This window comes from Pseudomonas fluorescens, assembly GCF_005938625.1.
GTDB classification, from domain to species: domain Bacteria; phylum Pseudomonadota; class Gammaproteobacteria; order Pseudomonadales; family Pseudomonadaceae; genus Aquipseudomonas; species Aquipseudomonas fluorescens_BD.
In genome coordinates, this window is record NZ_VCNJ01000011.1 from 1 (window position 1) to 16,797 (window position 16,797).

Below are 16,797 nucleotides of genomic sequence, written 5' to 3' on the forward strand. Positions count from 1 at the left end.
CTCGGCCTATTGAGTGGTGAAGAGCGGGTGTTCGGCTTTGGTTTTGTGGTGGAATCGCCCCTCACCCCAGCCCTCTCCCGAGGGAGAGGGAGCCGGTTTGTGTGCTTTTCAACATCTGAGTTCAACGCGGTATCGCACGTCCGCGTAACTCTCCCAAACACCATCGTCAGTCCCCTCTCCCTCCGGGAGAGGGCCAGGGTGAGGGGCTTTTGATCTGTTTCAGAATCTGGGTTCGACGCGGAATTTCACGTCGGCGTAGCTCTGCCAGACACCGCGGTCAGTCCCCTCTCCCTCCGGGAGAGGGCTAGGGTGAGGGGCTCTTGATCTGGCTTTTGATCTTGCTTTGGCTTTGGCTTTTGATTTTTTGCCCCATCGGCAGGCCGAGCGTAGGTGTTCATCCGGGGGGTAGGCGCGCAGCGCCGTGCGGCGTAGCCGCATACATCGAGAGGAGGTGCAGCGAAGCAAACCGTAGGCGATGCCCCCGGATGGACACCGTAGCGAGGGAACACTGAGCCTCAGCGAAGTGCCGTACGCCGGGGCCAAGCCTTTTGGGTTACCTTTTCGGCGTTTGGAAAAGGTGACTCGCTGTAAGAGCGAAACCGCCACCGGCAACTCCCGCAGCAACGGATATGCCCCCAACCCCAAAAAATACCAAGCACAAACAAAAACGGCCCCTATATAAATAGAGGCCGTTCCCGGTACAACTTAAGCCGTTATCGCAAGACAGGTCTTATTTACGGTCTTCCAGCTTGGAAATGTCACGCGACTCGTAACCGGTGTACAACTGGCGCGGACGGCCAATCTTGTACGGGCTGGAGAGCATCTCTTTCCAGTGCGAAATCCAGCCGACAGTACGTGCCAGCGCGAAAATCACCGTGAACATGCTGGTTGGAATGCCGATCGCCTTGAGGATAATCCCCGAGTAGAAATCGACGTTCGGGTACAGCGAGCGCTCGATGAAGTACGGGTCGGTCAGCGCGATCTCTTCCAGGCGCATGGCCAGTTCGAGTTGCGGATCATTATTAATGCCCAGTTCCTTCAACACTTCGTCACAGGTCTGTTTCATTACAGTCGCGCGAGGGTCGCGGTTCTTGTAAACGCGGTGACCGAAGCCCATCAGCTTGAACGAATCGTTCTTGTCCTTGGCCTTGGCGATGAACTTGTCGATGTTGGAAACATCGCCAATCTCGTCAAGCATGGTCAGCACGGCCTCGTTCGCACCACCGTGGGCAGGGCCCCACAGTGCGGCGATGCCGGCGGCGATACAGGCGAACGGGTTGGCACCCGAAGAACCTGCCAGACGCACAGTGGAAGTCGACGCGTTCTGCTCGTGGTCGGCATGAAGGATGAAGATCCGGTCCATGGCCTTGGCGAGCACCGGGCTGATCGGTTTGATCTCGCACGGGGTGTTGAACATCATGTGCAGGAAGTTTTCCGCGTACGTCAGGTCGTTGCGCGGGTACATCATGGGTTGGCCCATGGAGTACTTGTAAACCATCGCTGCCAGGGTCGGCATCTTGGCAACCAGACGGATCGCGGAAATTTCGCGATGCTGCGGGTTATTGATGTCCAGGGAGTCGTGGTAGAAGGCCGAGAGGGCGCCGACTACACCGCACATGACGGCCATTGGGTGGGCGTCGCGACGGAAGCCGTTGAAGAAGGTTTTCAGCTGCTCGTGAACCATGGTGTGGTTTTTCACGGTGCTGACGAACTGGGCCTTCTGTTCTGCGGTCGGCAGTTCGCCGTTGAGCAGCAGGTAGCAGGTTTCCAGGTAGTCCGATTTTTCAGCCAGCTGTTCGATCGGGTAGCCGCGGTGCAACAGAATGCCGTTGTCGCCGTCGATATAGGTGATCTTCGACTCGCACGAGGCGGTCGACATGAAACCAGGGTCGAAAGTGAAGCGGCCCGTGGCCGTCAGGCCCCGAACATCGATTACATCGGGACCAACGGTGCCGGTTAAAATGGGCAGCTCGACGGGGGCTGCGCCCTCGATGATCAACTGCGCTTTTTTGTCAGCCATGTGGCCTCCTATTTATGCTTGAACCATCAGACAGACCCCCCACGCAGGGCCCGCACCACTATAGTGAGATAAATTCGAATGTCAATTTGCCTAAAGTCTTGCTCCAGAAGGCTTTAAGCGCACTTTTTCCTCGAAATTGACTGCCATTTACGCCTTTTATACGACTTGTGCAATCAGCTATTTGGGGTAGGTGATTGCGTTGTCATTAGTAGCCTAACTGTCTATACTCGGCCACCGACCGCCAAGGGCTTTTGGGCTTGCTTTCATTGGGGGTCGCATCCCTGGGTGGTGGTTACCTGACCAGTGCACTCCCCAACAACTTTGCCCTGATTGTTAGGGGCTCTTCAGTGTGAAAAAAAAGCCGTGAAAAGCCAACGACCTGTAAACCTAGACCTAAGGACCATCAAACTCCCAGTCACTGCTTACACGTCCATTCTTCACCGTATCTCCGGTGTCATCCTCTTTGTCAGCCTGGCCATCATGCTTTACGCATTGGACAAGTCGCTGAGTTCCGAGGAAGGCTTCGGTCAGGTGAAAGCGTGTCTGACCAGTCCGCTAGCCAAGCTAGTGATTTGGGGCATCCTGTCCGCTCTGCTGTATCACCTGGTAGCCGGTGTGCGCCATTTGATCATGGACATGGGCATCGGTGAGACGCTGGAAGGCGGCAAACTGGGCTCGAAAATCGTTATCGCCGTTTCCGTGGTGGTAATCGTTCTGGCAGGAGTTTGGATATGGTAACTAACGTCACGAACCTGTCGCGTTCGGGCCTCTATGACTGGATGGCGCAACGTGTGTCTGCGGTCGTTCTCGCGGCTTACTTCATCTTTCTGATCGGATACGTCGTGGCCCACCCTGGCCTCGAGTATGCCCAGTGGCATGAACTGTTCGCCCACAACGGGATGCGTATTTTCAGCCTCCTGGCCCTTGTTGCTCTCGGCGCTCACGCCTGGGTCGGCATGTGGACCATCGCGACTGACTACCTGACGCCAATGGCGTTCGGCAAGTCCGCAACGGCGATACGTTTCCTTTTCCAGGCAGTATGCGGCGTTGCGATGTTCGCTTACTTCGTCTGGGGTGTGCAGATTCTCTGGGGTATCTGAGTCATGGCTAACATTCCAACGATTTCTTTCGACGCCATCATTATTGGTGGTGGCGGTGCCGGCATGCGCGCTGCGCTGCAACTGGCACAGGGCGGTCACAAGACTGCCGTGATCACCAAGGTTTTCCCGACCCGTTCGCACACTGTATCCGCCCAGGGCGGCATCACGTGCGCAATCGCGTCCGCTGACCCGAACGATGACTGGCGCTGGCACATGTACGATACCGTCAAGGGCTCCGACTACATCGGTGACCAGGACGCTATTGAATACATGTGTCAGGAAGGCCCGGCTGCCGTTTTCGAGCTGGACCACATGGGTCTGCCGTTCTCGCGTACCGAACAAGGCCGTATCTACCAGCGTCCGTTCGGTGGTCAGTCCAAGGATTACGGTAAAGGCGGCCAGGCTGCGCGTACTTGTGCGGCTTCCGACCGTACCGGCCACGCACTGCTGCACACCCTCTATCAGGGCAACCTGAAAGCCGGTACCACGTTCCTGAACGAGTACTACGCTGTCGATCTGGTGAAAAACCAGGAAGGCGACTTCGTCGGTGTGATCGCGATCTGCATCGAAACTGGCGAAACTTCCTATATCCGCGCGAAAGCCACCGTATTGGCTACCGGCGGTGCAGGCCGTATCTACGCGTCCACCACCAATGCCCTGATCAACACCGGTGACGGCGTCGGCATGGCTCTGCGTGCTGGCGTGCCGGTACAAGACATCGAAATGTGGCAGTTCCACCCGACCGGCATCGCCGGCGCCGGTGTACTGGTTACAGAAGGTTGCCGTGGTGAAGGTGGTTACCTGATCAACAAGCACGGCGAGCGTTTCATGGAGCGCTATGCTCCGAACGCCAAAGACCTGGCTGGTCGTGACGTGGTTGCTCGCTCGATGGTTAAAGAAATCATCGCCGGCAACGGTTGCGGTCCGAATGGCGACCACGTAATGCTCAAACTCGACCACCTGGGCGAGGAAGTGCTGCACAGCCGTCTGCCAGGCATCTGCGAACTGTCGAAGACTTTCGCTCACGTTGACCCGGTTGTTGCGCCGGTTCCGGTTGTTCCAACTTGCCACTATATGATGGGCGGCGTTGCCACCAACATTCATGGCCAAGCGATCACCCAGAACGCCGACGGCGTGGATCAGATCATTCCTGGTCTGTTCGCAGTAGGCGAAGTGGCTTGCGTATCGGTGCACGGTGCCAACCGTCTGGGCGGCAACTCGCTGCTCGACCTGGTGGTATTCGGCCGCGCTGCCGGCCTGCATCTGGAAAAAGCGCTGACCGACGGCATCGAATACGACGACGCTACCGAAGCCGACATCGAAGCTGCCCTGTCGCGTCTGAACTCGCTGAACAGCCGTACTGATGGTGAAGACGTCGCTACCCTGCGTCGCGAGCTGCAAAGCTGCATGCAGAACTACTTCGGTGTATTCCGTACTGGCGAATACATGCAGAAGGGTATCGCTCAGCTCGCCGACCTGCGTGCCCGCATTGCCAACGTGAAGATCAACGATAAGTCGCAGGCGTTCAACACTGCCCGTATCGAAGCGCTGGAACTGCAAAACCTGCTGGAAGTGGCTGAAGCTACCGCCATCGCGGCCGAAGTGCGTAAAGAGTCCCGCGGTGCTCACGCCCGTGAAGACTTCGAAGATCGTGACGACGAAAACTGGCTGTGCCACACCCTGTACTTCCCGGGTGACAAGCGCGTCACCAAGCGTGCCGTGAACTTCTCGCCGAAGACTGTTCCGACTTTCGAACCTAAAGTCCGGACTTATTAAGGGTGACCGCCATGTTGCAAGTCAGTGTTTATCGCTACAACCCTGATCAGGACGCTGCGCCGTTCATGCAGGAATTCCAGGTCGATACCGGTGGTAAAGACCTGATGGTGCTGGACGTGCTGGCCCTGATCAAAGAGCAGGACGAGGGTTTCTCCTATCGTCGCTCTTGCCGTGAAGGCGTCTGCGGTTCCGACGGCATGAACATCAACGGCAAAAACGGTCTGGCGTGCATCACGCCGCTGTCCGCCGTTGTAAAAGGTAACAAGTTGATTGTTCGTCCACTGCCAGGTTTGCCGGTTATCCGTGACCTGGTCGTCGATATGAGCATCTTCTACAAGCAATACGAGAAGGTGAAGCCTTACCTGCAGAACGACACGCCGGCTCCGGCCATCGAGCGTCTGCAGTCGCCAGAAGAGCGTGAAAAGCTCGACGGTCTGTACGAGTGCATCCTGTGCGCTTGCTGCTCGACTTCGTGCCCGTCCTTCTGGTGGAATCCGGACAAGTTCCTGGGTCCAGCTGCGCTGCTGCAAGCCTACCGCTTCCTGGCAGACAGCCGTGACACCAAGACCAACGAGCGTCTGGCTTCGCTCGATGACCCGTTCAGCGTATTCCGCTGCCGGGGCATCATGAACTGCGTCAACGTATGTCCGAAAGGCCTGAACCCGACTAAGGCCATCGGTCACATCCGTAACATGCTGCTTTCGAGCGGCGTGTGATTCAGCTGCTGTAACCGCTGTACCGTAGAGGCTATGGCGCGGGCTTCAACCCGCGTCATGGCTATAACCAGAGCAGTAGCCACAAGCTGCCGCTCTTATTTTGAAGAAATGAGACAAGCAGGGGCATCCGGGCTGGTACCCGGACTATCAGTGTGATCCTAAGTGGCTTGTTTTAGTCGCTGCATTCGGACTTCTGCAAGTTTGCTCGGTGTCGACATCGATGGTGTTCCCCTAACCGAGGGTGACCAAGCATGCAAGAAAGCGTGATGCAGCGCATGTGGAACAGCGCCTACCTTTCAGGTGGAAACGCTGCCTATGTGGAAGAGCTTTATGAGCTCTACCTGCACGACCCTAACGCTGTGCCAGAAGAGTGGCGCACCTACTTTCAGAAGTTGCCTGCCGACGGCAACTCTGCCACTGATGTTTCGCACTCCACGATTCGCGATCATTTCGTGCTGCTGGCAAAGAACCAGCGCCGCGCTCAACCGGTTTCCGCCGGGAGCGTGAGCAGTGAGCACGAGAAGAAGCAAGTTGAAGTGTTGCGATTGATCCAGGCCTACCGTATGCGTGGCCACCAGGCAGCCCAGCTTGACCCGCTGGGGCTGTGGCAGCGTCCTGCACCTGCAGACCTGTCGATCAATCATTACGGCTTGACCAATGCCGATCTTGATACGACCTTCCGTGCCGGCGACCTGTTCATCGGCAAAGAGGAAGCGAGCCTACGCGAAATTCACGAAGCGTTGCAGCAGACATATTGCCGCACCATCGGCGCTGAATTTACGCACATCACCGATTCCGAGCAGCGCCAGTGGTTCCAGCAGCGTCTGGAAAGCGTGCGTGGTCGTCCGACGTACTCCGCCGACATCAAGAGCCACCTGCTTGAGCGCGTGACTGCCGGTGAAGGCCTGGAAAAATACCTGGGCACCAAATACCCGGGCACCAAGCGTTTCGGTCTGGAAGGCGGCGAAAGCCTGATTCCGATGCTCGACGAACTGATCCAGCGTTCCGGTTCCTACGGCACCAAGGAAGTCGTCATCGGCATGGCCCACCGTGGCCGTCTGAACGTACTGGTCAACACCTTCGGCAAGAACCCGCGCGAGCTGTTCGACGAGTTCGAAGGCAAGAAGAAGGTCGAGCTGGGTTCCGGTGACGTTAAGTATCACCAGGGCTTCTCGTCCAACGTGATGACCGCCGGCGGTGAAGTTCACCTGGCCATGGCGTTCAACCCGTCCCACCTGGAAATCGTTTCCCCGGTGGTAGAAGGTTCGGTTCGCGCCCGTCAGGATCGTCGTAACGATCCGACCGGTGAGAAGGTTCTGCCGATCTCCATCCACGGTGACGCTGCATTCGCAGGTCAGGGCGTGGTCATGGAAACCTTCCAGATGTCGCAGACCCGCGGTTTCAAGACCGGCGGAACCGTGCACATCGTGATCAACAACCAGGTCGGTTTCACCATCAGCAACCCGCTGGACTCGCGTTCCACCGAGTACGCCACCGACGTTGCGAAGATGATCCAGGCGCCGATCCTCCATGTGAATGGTGATGATCCGGAAGCCGTGTTGTTCGTGACCCAGCTGGCTATCGACTACCGCATGCAGTTCAAGCGTGACGTGGTGATCGACCTGGTCTGCTACCGTCGTCGCGGCCACAACGAGGCCGACGAGCCAAGCGGCACCCAGCCTCTGATGTATCAGCAGATCACCAAACAGCGCACTACCCGTGAGCTGTACGCTGATCGTCTGACCCAGGGCGGTGTACTCGACGCAGAGCGTGTTCAGGCGAAAGTCGACGAATACCGCAACGCGCTGGACAACGGTCTGCACGTAGTGAAGTCGCTGGTCAAAGAGCCGAACAAAGAGTTGTTCGTGGACTGGCGTCCGTATCTGGGCCACGCCTGGACTGCGCGTCACGACACCCGCTTTGATCTGAAAACCCTGCAAGAACTGTCCGCCAAGCTGCTGGAAATCCCGGAAGGCTTCGTGGTGCAGCGTCAGGTCTCGAAGATCTACGAAGACCGTCAGAAAATGCAAGCCGGCGGCCTGCCGATCAACTGGGGTTACGCCGAAACCATGGCGTACGCGACCCTGGCGTTCGAAGGTCACCCGATCCGCATGACCGGTCAGGACATTGGCCGCGGTACGTTCTCGCACCGTCACGCTGTGCTGCACAACCAGAAAGACGCGGGCACCTACATTCCGCTGCAGCACCTGTACGACGGTCAGCCACGCTTTGACCTGTACGACTCGTTCCTGTCGGAAGAAGCGGTACTGGCGTTCGAATACGGTTACTCGACCACCACGCCGGATGCGCTGGTGATCTGGGAAGCCCAGTTCGGCGACTTCGCCAACGGTGCACAGGTTGTGATCGACCAGTTCATCACCAGCGGTGAGCACAAGTGGGGCCGTCTCTGCGGTCTGACCATGTTGCTGCCACACGGTTACGAAGGTCAGGGCCCTGAGCACAGCTCGGCACGTCTTGAGCGTTACCTGCAACTGTGCGCCGAGCACAACATTCAGGTCGCCGTACCGACCACGCCAGCACAGATCTACCACTTGCTGCGTCGTCAGGTGATTCGTCCGCTGCGCAAGCCGCTGATCGTTCTGACACCGAAGTCGCTGCTGCGCCACAAGCTGGCCATCTCGACTTTGGAAGATCTGGCCGAAGGTTCGTTCCAGACCGTGATCCCGGAAATCGATACTCTGGACCCGAAAAAGGTCGAGCGTGTTGTTCTGTGTAGCGGCAAGGTCTACTACGACCTGCTGGAAAAACGCCGTGCCGAAGGCCGTGAAGATATCGCCATCGTGCGTATCGAGCAGCTGTACCCATTCCCTGAGGACGACTTGAAAGAAGTCCTGGCTCCGTACACCAACGTCAAAAATGCCGTTTGGTGTCAGGAAGAGCCGATGAACCAGGGCGCCTGGTACTGCAGCCAGCACCACTTGCGTCGCAGCATCGGGAACCTCGACAAGTCTCTCGTACTTGAGTACGCGGGCCGTGAGGCTTCTGCTGCCCCAGCTTGTGGTTATGCATCGATGCACGCCGAGCAGCAGGAAAAACTCCTGCAAGACGCGTTTACCATTTAACGCCTTCGCGCACCTGAAACCGAATTTAAGGAACCACAGATAATGGCTATCGAGATCAAAGCCCCCACTTTCCCGGAATCGGTTGCCGATGGCACCGTTGCCACCTGGCACAAGCAACCGGGCGACGCCGTCAAGCGTGACGACCTGATCGTCGACATCGAAACTGACAAAGTCGTACTGGAAGTTCTGGCTACCGCCGACGGCGTGCTGGGCGCAATCGTCAAGAACGAAGGCGACACCGTTCTGTCCGACGAAGTGCTGGGTTCCATCGAAGCGGGCGGCGCTGCTGCCGCTGCTCCAGCCGCCGCTGCTGCTCCGGCCGCTGCTGCCACTGCACCGGCTGCTGCCGAAGGCGAAGACGATCCTGTTGCTGCTCCTGCCGCGCGCAAGCTGGCTGAAGAAAACGGCATCAACATCGCTTCCGTTGCCGGCACCGGCAAAGGCGGTCGTGTGACCAAGGAAGACGTGGTTGCTGCTGTTGCTGCCAAGAAAGCCGCTCCGGCTGCTGCACCTGCCAAGGCTGCTGCTCCTTCGGCTGCCGCTCCTGTGTTCGCCGCTGGCGACCGCATCGAGAAGCGCGTACCGATGACCCGCGTTCGCGCCACCGTGGCCAAGCGTCTGGTTGAAGCACAGTCGAACATGGCGATGCTGACCACTTTCAACGAAGTCGACATGACTGAAGTCATGGCCCTGCGTTCGAAGTACAAGGACCTGTTCGAGAAGTCCCACAACGGCGTACGCCTGGGCTTCATGTCGTTCTTCGTTAAAGCAGCGACCGAAGCGCTGAAACGCTTCCCGGCTGTCAACGCGTCGATCGACGGCGGCGACATCGTTTACCACGGCTACGCGGACATCGGCGTTGCCGTTTCCAGCGACCGTGGCCTGGTTGTTCCGGTTCTGCGTAATGCCGAGCTGATGAGCCTGGCTGAAATCGAAGGCGGCATCGCCACTTTCGGCAAGAAAGCCCGTGACGGCAAATTGTCGATGGACGAGATGACCGGTGGTACCTTCACCATCACCAACGGTGGTACCTTCGGTTCGATGATGTCGACCCCGATCGTCAACCCGCCGCAGGCAGCGATTCTGGGCATGCACAACATCATCCAGCGTCCTATGGCCATCAACGGTCAGGTCGTTATCCGTCCGATGATGTACCTGGCACTGTCCTACGATCACCGTCTGATCGATGGCAAAGAAGCTGTGACCTTCCTGGTGACCATCAAGAACCTGCTGGAAGATCCGGCTCGTCTGTTGCTGGATATCTAAAAAACAGCTGCAAGCTTCAAGTTTCAAGCCACAAGTTCAAAGCGAGCGGAGTGGCTGGAAGCTTGTAGCTTGCGGCTTGTAGCTTTATTGCTAAAGAGGATTTTTTGAATGTCGCAGAAATTTGACGTAGTAGTGATCGGTGCTGGCCCTGGTGGCTACGTGGCTGCCATCAAGGCGGCGCAGCTGGGTCTGACCACTGCCTGCATCGAGAAGTACACCGACGCAGAAGGCAAGCAAGCCCTGGGCGGCACCTGCCTGAACGTGGGCTGCATTCCTTCCAAGGCGCTGCTCGACAGCTCCTGGAAATACAAGGAAGCGAAAGAAAGCTTCAACGTTCACGGTATCTCGACTGGCGAAGTCAAAATGGACGTCGCTGCGATGGTTGGCCGCAAGGCTGGCATCGTCAAGAACCTGACCGGCGGCGTTGCCACCCTGTTCAAGGCCAACGGCGTTACTTCGATCCAGGGCCACGGCAAACTGCTGGCTGGCAAGAAAGTCGAAGTCACCAAGCCAGACGGCTCGGTTGAAGTTATCGAAGCTGAAAACGTGATTCTGGCTCCAGGCTCGCGTCCGATCGACATTCCACCGGCTCCGGTTGATCAGAAAGTCATCGTTGATTCGACTGGTGCACTGGAATTCCAGACCGTACCTAAGCGTCTGGGCGTGATCGGCGCTGGCGTGATCGGTCTGGAACTGGGTTCGGTATGGTCGCGTCTGGGTTCGGAAGTGGTTGTCCTCGAAGCTCTGGACACTTTCCTGATGGCAGCGGACACCGCTGTTTCCAAGGAAGCGCTGAAAACCCTGACCAAACAAGGTCTGGACATCAAACTGGGCGCTCGCGTAACCGGCTCGAAAGTCAACGGCGACGAAGTCGTTGTGAACTACACCGATGCCAACGGCGAACAGACCATCACTTTCGACAAGCTGATCGTAGCCGTTGGTCGCCGTCCAGTGACCACTGATCTGCTGGCTTCTGACAGCGGCGTGACCCTCGACGAGCGCGGTTTCGTGCACGTTGACGATCACTGCGCGACCACCGTACCGGGCGTTTTCGCCATTGGTGACGTGGTTCGCGGCATGATGCTGGCGCACAAAGCTTCGGAAGAAGGCATCATGGTTGTCGAGCGCATCAAGGGCCACAAAGCCCAGATGAACTATGACCTGATCCCTTCGGTTATTTATACTCACCCGGAAATCGCGTGGGTTGGCAAAACCGAGCAGGCCTTGAAAGCTGAAGGCGTTGAAGTTAACGTCGGCACCTTCCCGTTCGCCGCTTCCGGCCGTGCCATGGCCGCCAACGATACCGGTGGTTTCGTCAAGGTCATCGCTGATGCCAAGACTGACCGCGTATTGGGCGTGCACGTGATTGGCCCGAGCGCTGCAGAACTGGTTCAGCAGGGCGCGATCGGTATGGAATTCGGCACCAGCGCTGAAGACCTGGGCATGATGGTTTTCTCCCATCCGACCCTGTCTGAAGCCTTGCACGAAGCTGCTCTGGCTGTGAATGGCGGTGCCATCCACATTGCCAACCGCAAAAAGCGTTAACAGACAATAAGAAACCACGGCGGTAACGGCCCGTCGTGAGCCTTGCGAGCAAGTCTCACCGCGGAATGTCCGCTGGACGCAGTCTTGCGTAGCTCAGCTACGCAAGCAGCAGTCACAGGTGGCGCGGCACTCAAACGAGCGCAGCGCCGAATGCGCAGTACCTAACGAAGACGGTAAAAAGCATGAATCTTCACGAGTATCAGGGTAAGCAGCTGTTCGCTGAATACGGCCTGCCAGTTTCCACTGGTTACGCAGTAGACACCCCGGAAGCAGCAGCAGAAGCTTGCGACAAAATCGGCGGCAGCGAGTGGGTTGTCAAAGCCCAGGTCCACGCCGGTGGTCGCGGTAAAGCGGGCGGCGTCAAGCTGGTTCGCAGCAAAGAAGACGCCAAAGCCTTCGCACAGCAGTGGCTGGGCAAGCGTCTGGTGACTTACCAGACTGATGCCAATGGCCAGCCAGTCACCAAGATCCTGGTTGAATCGTGCACTGATATCGCTAAAGAGCTGTACCTGGGCGCTGTCGTTGACCGTTCGAGCCGTCGCATCGTGTTCATGGCTTCCACCGAAGGTGGCGTGGACATCGAGAAGATCGCTCACGACACTCCTGAAAAAATTCTCAAGGCCACTATCGATCCACTGGTTGGCGCTCAGCCATTCCAGGGTCGCGAGCTGGCATTCCAGCTGGGTCTGGAAGGCAAGCAGGTTGCTCAGTTCGCCAAGATCTTCGTAGGTCTGGCCAAACTGTTCAAGGATCACGACCTGGCTCTGCTGGAAGTGAACCCGCTGGTGATCAAGGCTGACGGCGATCTGCACTGCCTGGACGCCAAGATCAACATCGACGCCAACGCAATGTATCGTCAGCCTAAGCTGAAGACTTTCCACGATCCGTCGCAAGACGATCCGCGCGAAGCGCACGCTGCCAAGTTCGAACTGAACTACGTAGCACTGGAAGGCAACATCGGCTGCATGGTCAACGGTGCTGGCCTGGCCATGGGTACCATGGACATCGTCAACCTGCATGGCGGCAAGCCAGCCAACTTCCTCGACGTAGGTGGTGGCGCTACCAAGGAACGCGTAACTGAAGCGTTCAAGATCATCCTGTCCGACACCAACGTCGCTGCAGTACTGGTCAACATCTTCGGCGGCATCGTTCGCTGCGACATGATTGCCGAAGGCATCATCGGCGCTGTGAAAGAAGTCGGCGTGAAAATCCCGGTTGTTGTTCGCCTTGAAGGCAACAACGCTGAGCTGGGCGCTAAAGTACTGGCAGAAAGCGGTTTGAACATCATCGCTGCTACCAGCCTGACCGACGCTGCTCAACAAGTTGTCAAAGCTGCGGAGGGCAAATAATGAGCGTCCTGATCAATAAAGACACCAAAGTTATCTGCCAGGGTATTACCGGTTCGCAAGGTAGTTTCCACACCCAGCAAGCCATCGAATACGGCACCAAGATGGTTGGTGGCGTTACTCCTGGCAAAGGCGGCACCGAGCACCTGGGTCTGCCAGTGTTCAACACCGTTAAAGATGCAGTAGAAGCCACTGGCGCTACCGCTTCCGTGATCTACGTTCCGGCTCCTTTCTGCAAAGATTCGATCCTGGAAGCGGCATTCGGCGGCATCAAGCTGATCGTTTGCATCACCGAAGGCATTCCTACCCTGGACATGCTGGACGCTAAAGTTAAGTGCGACGAGCTGGGTGTAGTCCTGATCGGCCCTAACTGCCCAGGCGTTATCACTCCGGGCGAGTGCAAGATCGGCATCATGCCAGGTCACATTCACTTGCCAGGCAAGGTCGGTATCGTTTCGCGTTCCGGCACCCTGACCTACGAAGCTGTCAAGCAGACTACTGACGCCGGTTTCGGTCAGTCGACTTGCGTCGGCATCGGTGGTGATCCGATCCCGGGTTCGAACTTCATCGACATCCTGAAGCTGTTCCAGGAAGACCCGAAGACCGAAGCGATCGTAATGATCGGCGAGATCGGCGGTTCGGCTGAAGAAGAAGCGGCTGCCTACATCAAGGCACACGTGACCAAGCCGGTTGTTTCCTACATCGCTGGTGTGACTGCTCCTCCGGGCAAGCGCATGGGCCATGCTGGCGCAATCATCTCTGGCGGCAAAGGCACTGCAGACGAGAAATTCGCTGCGCTGCAAGACGCAGGTGTAAAAACCGTGCGTTCGCTGGCAGACATCGGCAAGGCCCTGGCCGAGCTGACCGGTTGGGCTGTCAAGTAAGCCTCGCGCTTAGCTGACGCTTTACCAAACAAAGGCCACCTTCGGGTGGCCTTTGTCGTTTCTGGCGTTCGATGATTTATAGGCTTCCGCCCAATTACATGCAAAAACGCGACACGGAAACGTCGCGTATCGGATAGTTCGCCCTCTAACAGTGCGTTTGCAAGTCAAATTCGTTAGGCTAGCAGCCATTTTTGCGTCTGCCGCCCACAAGGCATGCAACGCGCTTTAAGGGTCAGTCCCATACGGATCGACAGCATTTCCCTAATTACACAGGGCAATCCCCCTCTAAATTCCGATTCAGTAGTGTGGTATTACCTTAATGAAAGTTTTGAAAGGTCAGGACATCCTGGCACTTGGTTTTATGACGTTTGCTCTGTTCGTTGGGGCTGGCAACATCATTTTCCCGCCTATCGTGGGCTTGCAGGCCGGACCTCACGTCTGGATGGCCGCGCTGGGCTTCCTGATCACCGCGGTGGGTTTGCCGGTGATCACTGTCGTTGCACTGGCCAAGGTCGGTGGGGCAATGGATGCGCTGAGCAGCCCGATCGGCAAGATCGCTGGCGGCATTCTCGCGGCCGCCTGCTATCTGGCGGTCGGGCCGTTGTTCGCCACCCCGCGTACTGCGACTGTGTCCTTTGAAGTCGGTCTGGCGCCGTTGACCGGCGAAAGCCCGTTGGCACTGTTCCTCTATAGCTCGGTGTACTTCCTGCTGGTGTTCTTCATCTCGCTCTACCCTGGGCGTTTGCTGGACACTGTTGGCCGTTTCCTCGCGCCGTTGAAGATCATCGCGCTGGCAGTGCTCGGTATCGCTGCATTCGCCTTGCCGGCCGGCGACATCGGTCACGGCACACCGGAGTACGTGGCGGCACCGTTCTCCCAAGGCTTTATCAATGGTTACCTGACCATGGATACCTTGGGTGCACTGGTGTTCGGCATCGTCATCGTTAACGCGATTCGCTCCCGTGGCGTCGAGTCGCCGGCGCTGATCACCCGTTACGCGATCATCGCTGGCCTGATCGCCGGCGTAGGTCTGGCGCTGGTATATATCAGCCTGTTCCGTCTCGGTTCCGGCAGCCACGAAGTGGCCGTGGGCGCGACCAACGGCGCGGCGGTATTGCATGCATACGTGCAACACACCTTCGGTTCGCTGGGTAGCGGTTTCCTCGCGGTGCTGATCTCACTGGCGTGTCTGGTGACGGCGGTCGGTCTGACTTGTGCGTGTGCCGAATACTTCAGCCGTGTGCTGCCATTGTCCTACAAGACCCTGGTGATCATTCTGGCGGCGTTCTCGCTGCTGGTGTCCAACCTGGGCCTGACCAAGCTGATTGCCTTCTCGATTCCGGTGCTGACCGCGATCTATCCGCCGTGCATCGTGTTGGTGGCACTGAGCTTCTGCAAAGACTTCTGGCATGAGCACGGCCGTATCCTCGGTCCGGTGATGCTGGTGTCGTTCATCTTCGGCACCATCGACGCGCTGAAAGGCGCCGGTCTGGCCGGCTGGATGCCATCGCAGTTGTCCCACCTGCCACTGAGCGAGCAGGGCCTGGCATGGCTGGTGCCGTGCGTGATGACCCTGGTGGTCGCAGTCGTTTGCGATCGCCTGCTGGGCAAGCGCAGCGAAGCAGTTGCGTGACGTTGTCTGACTCGCCAAAAGCGGGTCTTCAACGCTTAAACAGAAATGCCCCGTATCAATCGATACGGGGCATTTTTTATGCGCGTCAGGCAGTGTCTTTTTCCCTGAGCTAACGTCGAAGGGTTGCCGAAATCTCAATGTGGGAGCGAGCCTGCTCGCGAAAGCGGCGTATCGCGCAACATTGATGGCGGCTGACACACCGCTTTCGCGAGCAGGCTCGCTCCCACAGGTAATCAGTGCGTGTACACACCTCACAAGGAATTGCATGTCGTTCATCCAAGCCAACCTGATCCACCTGCTCGCGGCCGTCTGGTTTGTCATCTGCTGGGGCGGTTATACCCGTTATGCCTCCTGGAAGGGTCGCGATACAGCATGTCTGGCGAGCGTGCTGCACCTGTACCGCGAAGACTGGATGCGCCGAATGCTGCTGCGTGACAACCGCATCGCCGACGCCAGTGTGATCGGTAACCTTGAGCGCAACGCCTCGTTCTTCGCCTCCAGCACGCTGATTATCCTCGCCGGTATTCTTACGGTGCTTGGCGCATCGGAGCGGGCAGTGTCGTTGCTGGCCGATATTCCGATGGTGCAACAGGCGTCGCAGGGCATGTCGGAAATCAAGTTGCTGTGTCTGGCGATGGTGTTCGTTTATGCCTTCTTCACCTTCAGTTGGTGCATGCGCCAGTACAACTTTGCCGCCGTGCTGGTGGGTTCGGCGCCGATGATCGGTGAGCGACATGTCTCCGAGCAGGAGCGCAAGGCGTTCGCTGCGCGGGCAGCACGGGTGATTTCGATGGCGGCCAACCAGTTCAACTTCGGTTTGCGCTCCTATTACTTCGGCATGACCATGCTGGCGTGGTTCGTCAGCCCGTGGCTGTTCATGCTGATGAGCGCCGGCGTGGTACTGGTCTTGTACCGCCGCGAGTTTCATTCCGACGTTCTCGATGTAATGGTCTATACCCCTACAGAGGCGCCGATCCCTGAGGCGAACAAAGAGGCTGCTTGATGAGTATTCCGTTTTGGTGTGTGTTTATCAGTGCATTGTTGATTTACATCGCGCGCATGCCGGTCGGCAAGGCGATGAAAGAGCAGGGCGGTTACAACAATCACCTGCCGCGCCAGCAACAGGCGCAACTGACTGGCTATGGCGCGAGGGCGCTGGCGGCACATCAGAACAGTATCGAAGCGTTCATATTGTTCGCCGTGGGCGTGCTGATGGCGCACACCACGCAAACAGCAGGCTGGTTGATCGATACATTGGCGATCATATTTGTCATCGCCCGTCTCCTTTACTTGTGGTTCTACCTGGCCGACATGCCCAAGCTGCGCAGTCTGGTCTGGCTAGTTGGCTTAGTGTGTTCGCTGTTGCTGATGATTAGTCCGACTTTTAGAACTGTCTTGCTCTAATTCAGGCGTGACCCTAAATGACAG

At 57.6% G+C, this 16,797-nt stretch carries 13 protein-coding genes; 12 read left to right on the forward strand and 1 reads right to left on the reverse strand.

Annotated features, from left to right (window positions below; all coding sequences use genetic code 11):
• Positions 1–730 precede the first annotated feature (730 nt).
• The gene (gene gltA, locus FGA82_RS08685) at positions 731–2,020 is read right to left on the reverse strand and encodes a citrate synthase (protein WP_141126761.1); all 1,290 of its coding nucleotides are present in this window, start codon (positions 2,018–2,020) and stop codon (positions 731–733) included.
• A 363-nt stretch (positions 2,021–2,383) separates the two neighbouring features.
• On the opposite strand from gltA, the gene sdhC reads away from it, so the two are divergent.
• The 12 genes from sdhC to FGA82_RS08745 all read left to right on the forward strand — a co-directional run bounded on the left by sdhC (position 2,384) and on the right by FGA82_RS08745 (position 16,773).
• Positions 2,384–2,758: a succinate dehydrogenase, cytochrome b556 subunit gene (sdhC, locus tag FGA82_RS08690; protein ID WP_017127965.1), complete on the forward strand. Its 375-nt coding sequence runs from the start codon at positions 2,384–2,386 to the stop codon at positions 2,756–2,758.
• Positions 2,752–3,120 carry a succinate dehydrogenase, hydrophobic membrane anchor protein gene (gene sdhD / locus FGA82_RS08695; RefSeq protein WP_003222999.1) on the forward strand — a complete coding sequence of 123 codons (369 nt, stop codon included), beginning with the start codon at positions 2,752–2,754 and terminating at the stop codon, positions 3,118–3,120. Before sdhC ends, sdhD begins: the two co-directional genes overlap by 7 nt.
• A gap of 3 nt (positions 3,121–3,123) precedes the next feature.
• On the forward strand, positions 3,124–4,896 hold the full coding sequence (gene sdhA, locus FGA82_RS08700) for a succinate dehydrogenase flavoprotein subunit (protein ID WP_141126763.1): 1,773 nt from the start codon (positions 3,124–3,126) through the stop codon (positions 4,894–4,896).
• An 11-nt stretch (positions 4,897–4,907) separates the two neighbouring features.
• Positions 4,908–5,612: a succinate dehydrogenase iron-sulfur subunit gene (locus tag FGA82_RS08705; protein ID WP_038364054.1), complete on the forward strand. Its 705-nt coding sequence runs from the start codon at positions 4,908–4,910 to the stop codon at positions 5,610–5,612.
• A gap of 251 nt (positions 5,613–5,863) precedes the next feature.
• A complete protein-coding gene (locus tag FGA82_RS08710; RefSeq protein WP_077571705.1) occupies positions 5,864–8,695 on the forward strand; it encodes a 2-oxoglutarate dehydrogenase E1 component in 2,832 nt (943 codons plus the stop codon).
• Between the two features lie 42 nt (positions 8,696–8,737).
• The gene (gene odhB / locus FGA82_RS08715) at positions 8,738–9,961 is read left to right on the forward strand and encodes a 2-oxoglutarate dehydrogenase complex dihydrolipoyllysine-residue succinyltransferase (RefSeq protein WP_141126765.1); all 1,224 of its coding nucleotides are present in this window, start codon (positions 8,738–8,740) and stop codon (positions 9,959–9,961) included.
• Between the two features lie 108 nt (positions 9,962–10,069).
• Positions 10,070–11,506 (forward strand): dihydrolipoyl dehydrogenase, encoded by a 1,437-nt coding sequence (gene lpdA, locus FGA82_RS08720; RefSeq protein WP_034156249.1) that lies wholly within the window; start codon positions 10,070–10,072, stop codon positions 11,504–11,506.
• A 182-nt stretch (positions 11,507–11,688) separates the two neighbouring features.
• The gene (gene sucC, locus FGA82_RS08725) at positions 11,689–12,855 is read left to right on the forward strand and encodes an ADP-forming succinate--CoA ligase subunit beta (protein WP_007919879.1); all 1,167 of its coding nucleotides are present in this window, start codon (positions 11,689–11,691) and stop codon (positions 12,853–12,855) included.
• Positions 12,855–13,736, forward strand: coding sequence for a succinate--CoA ligase subunit alpha (gene sucD, locus FGA82_RS08730; RefSeq protein ID WP_008082972.1), 882 nt, complete (start codon positions 12,855–12,857; stop codon positions 13,734–13,736). Before sucC ends, sucD begins: the two co-directional genes overlap by 1 nt.
• Before the next feature lie 319 nt (positions 13,737–14,055).
• Entirely contained in the window at positions 14,056–15,369 is a 1,314-nt protein-coding gene (gene brnQ, locus FGA82_RS08735) for a branched-chain amino acid transport system II carrier protein (RefSeq protein ID WP_141126766.1), read from the forward strand.
• 265 nt (positions 15,370–15,634) lie between these two features.
• Positions 15,635–16,372 (forward strand): DUF599 domain-containing protein, encoded by a 738-nt coding sequence (locus tag FGA82_RS08740; RefSeq protein WP_095119943.1) that lies wholly within the window; start codon positions 15,635–15,637, stop codon positions 16,370–16,372.
• Positions 16,372–16,773: an MAPEG family protein gene (locus FGA82_RS08745; protein WP_141126767.1), complete on the forward strand. Its 402-nt coding sequence runs from the start codon at positions 16,372–16,374 to the stop codon at positions 16,771–16,773. Before FGA82_RS08740 ends, FGA82_RS08745 begins: the two co-directional genes overlap by 1 nt.
• The last annotated feature ends 24 nt before the right edge of the window (positions 16,774–16,797 follow it).

Excerpts from the sequence above, each read along its gene's own strand:
- gltA (WP_141126761.1), bottom strand. The coding sequence starts at position 2,020 with ATGGCTGACAAAAAAGCGCAGTTGATCATCGAGGGCGCAGCCCCCGTC.
- sdhD (WP_003222999.1), top strand. The coding sequence starts at position 2,752 with ATGGTAACTAACGTCACGAACCTGTCGCGTTCGGGCCTCTATGACTGG.
- sdhA (WP_141126763.1), top strand. The coding sequence starts at position 3,124 with ATGGCTAACATTCCAACGATTTCTTTCGACGCCATCATTATTGGTGGT.
- FGA82_RS08705 (WP_038364054.1), top strand. The coding sequence starts at position 4,908 with ATGTTGCAAGTCAGTGTTTATCGCTACAACCCTGATCAGGACGCTGCG.
- FGA82_RS08710 (WP_077571705.1), top strand. The coding sequence starts at position 5,864 with ATGCAAGAAAGCGTGATGCAGCGCATGTGGAACAGCGCCTACCTTTCA.
- odhB (WP_141126765.1), top strand. The coding sequence starts at position 8,738 with ATGGCTATCGAGATCAAAGCCCCCACTTTCCCGGAATCGGTTGCCGAT.
- lpdA (WP_034156249.1), top strand. The coding sequence starts at position 10,070 with ATGTCGCAGAAATTTGACGTAGTAGTGATCGGTGCTGGCCCTGGTGGC.
- sucC (WP_007919879.1), top strand. The coding sequence starts at position 11,689 with ATGAATCTTCACGAGTATCAGGGTAAGCAGCTGTTCGCTGAATACGGC.
- sucD (WP_008082972.1), top strand. The coding sequence starts at position 12,855 with ATGAGCGTCCTGATCAATAAAGACACCAAAGTTATCTGCCAGGGTATT.
- brnQ (WP_141126766.1), top strand. The coding sequence starts at position 14,056 with ATGAAAGTTTTGAAAGGTCAGGACATCCTGGCACTTGGTTTTATGACG.
- FGA82_RS08740 (WP_095119943.1), top strand. The coding sequence starts at position 15,635 with ATGTCGTTCATCCAAGCCAACCTGATCCACCTGCTCGCGGCCGTCTGG.
- FGA82_RS08745 (WP_141126767.1), top strand. The coding sequence starts at position 16,372 with ATGAGTATTCCGTTTTGGTGTGTGTTTATCAGTGCATTGTTGATTTAC.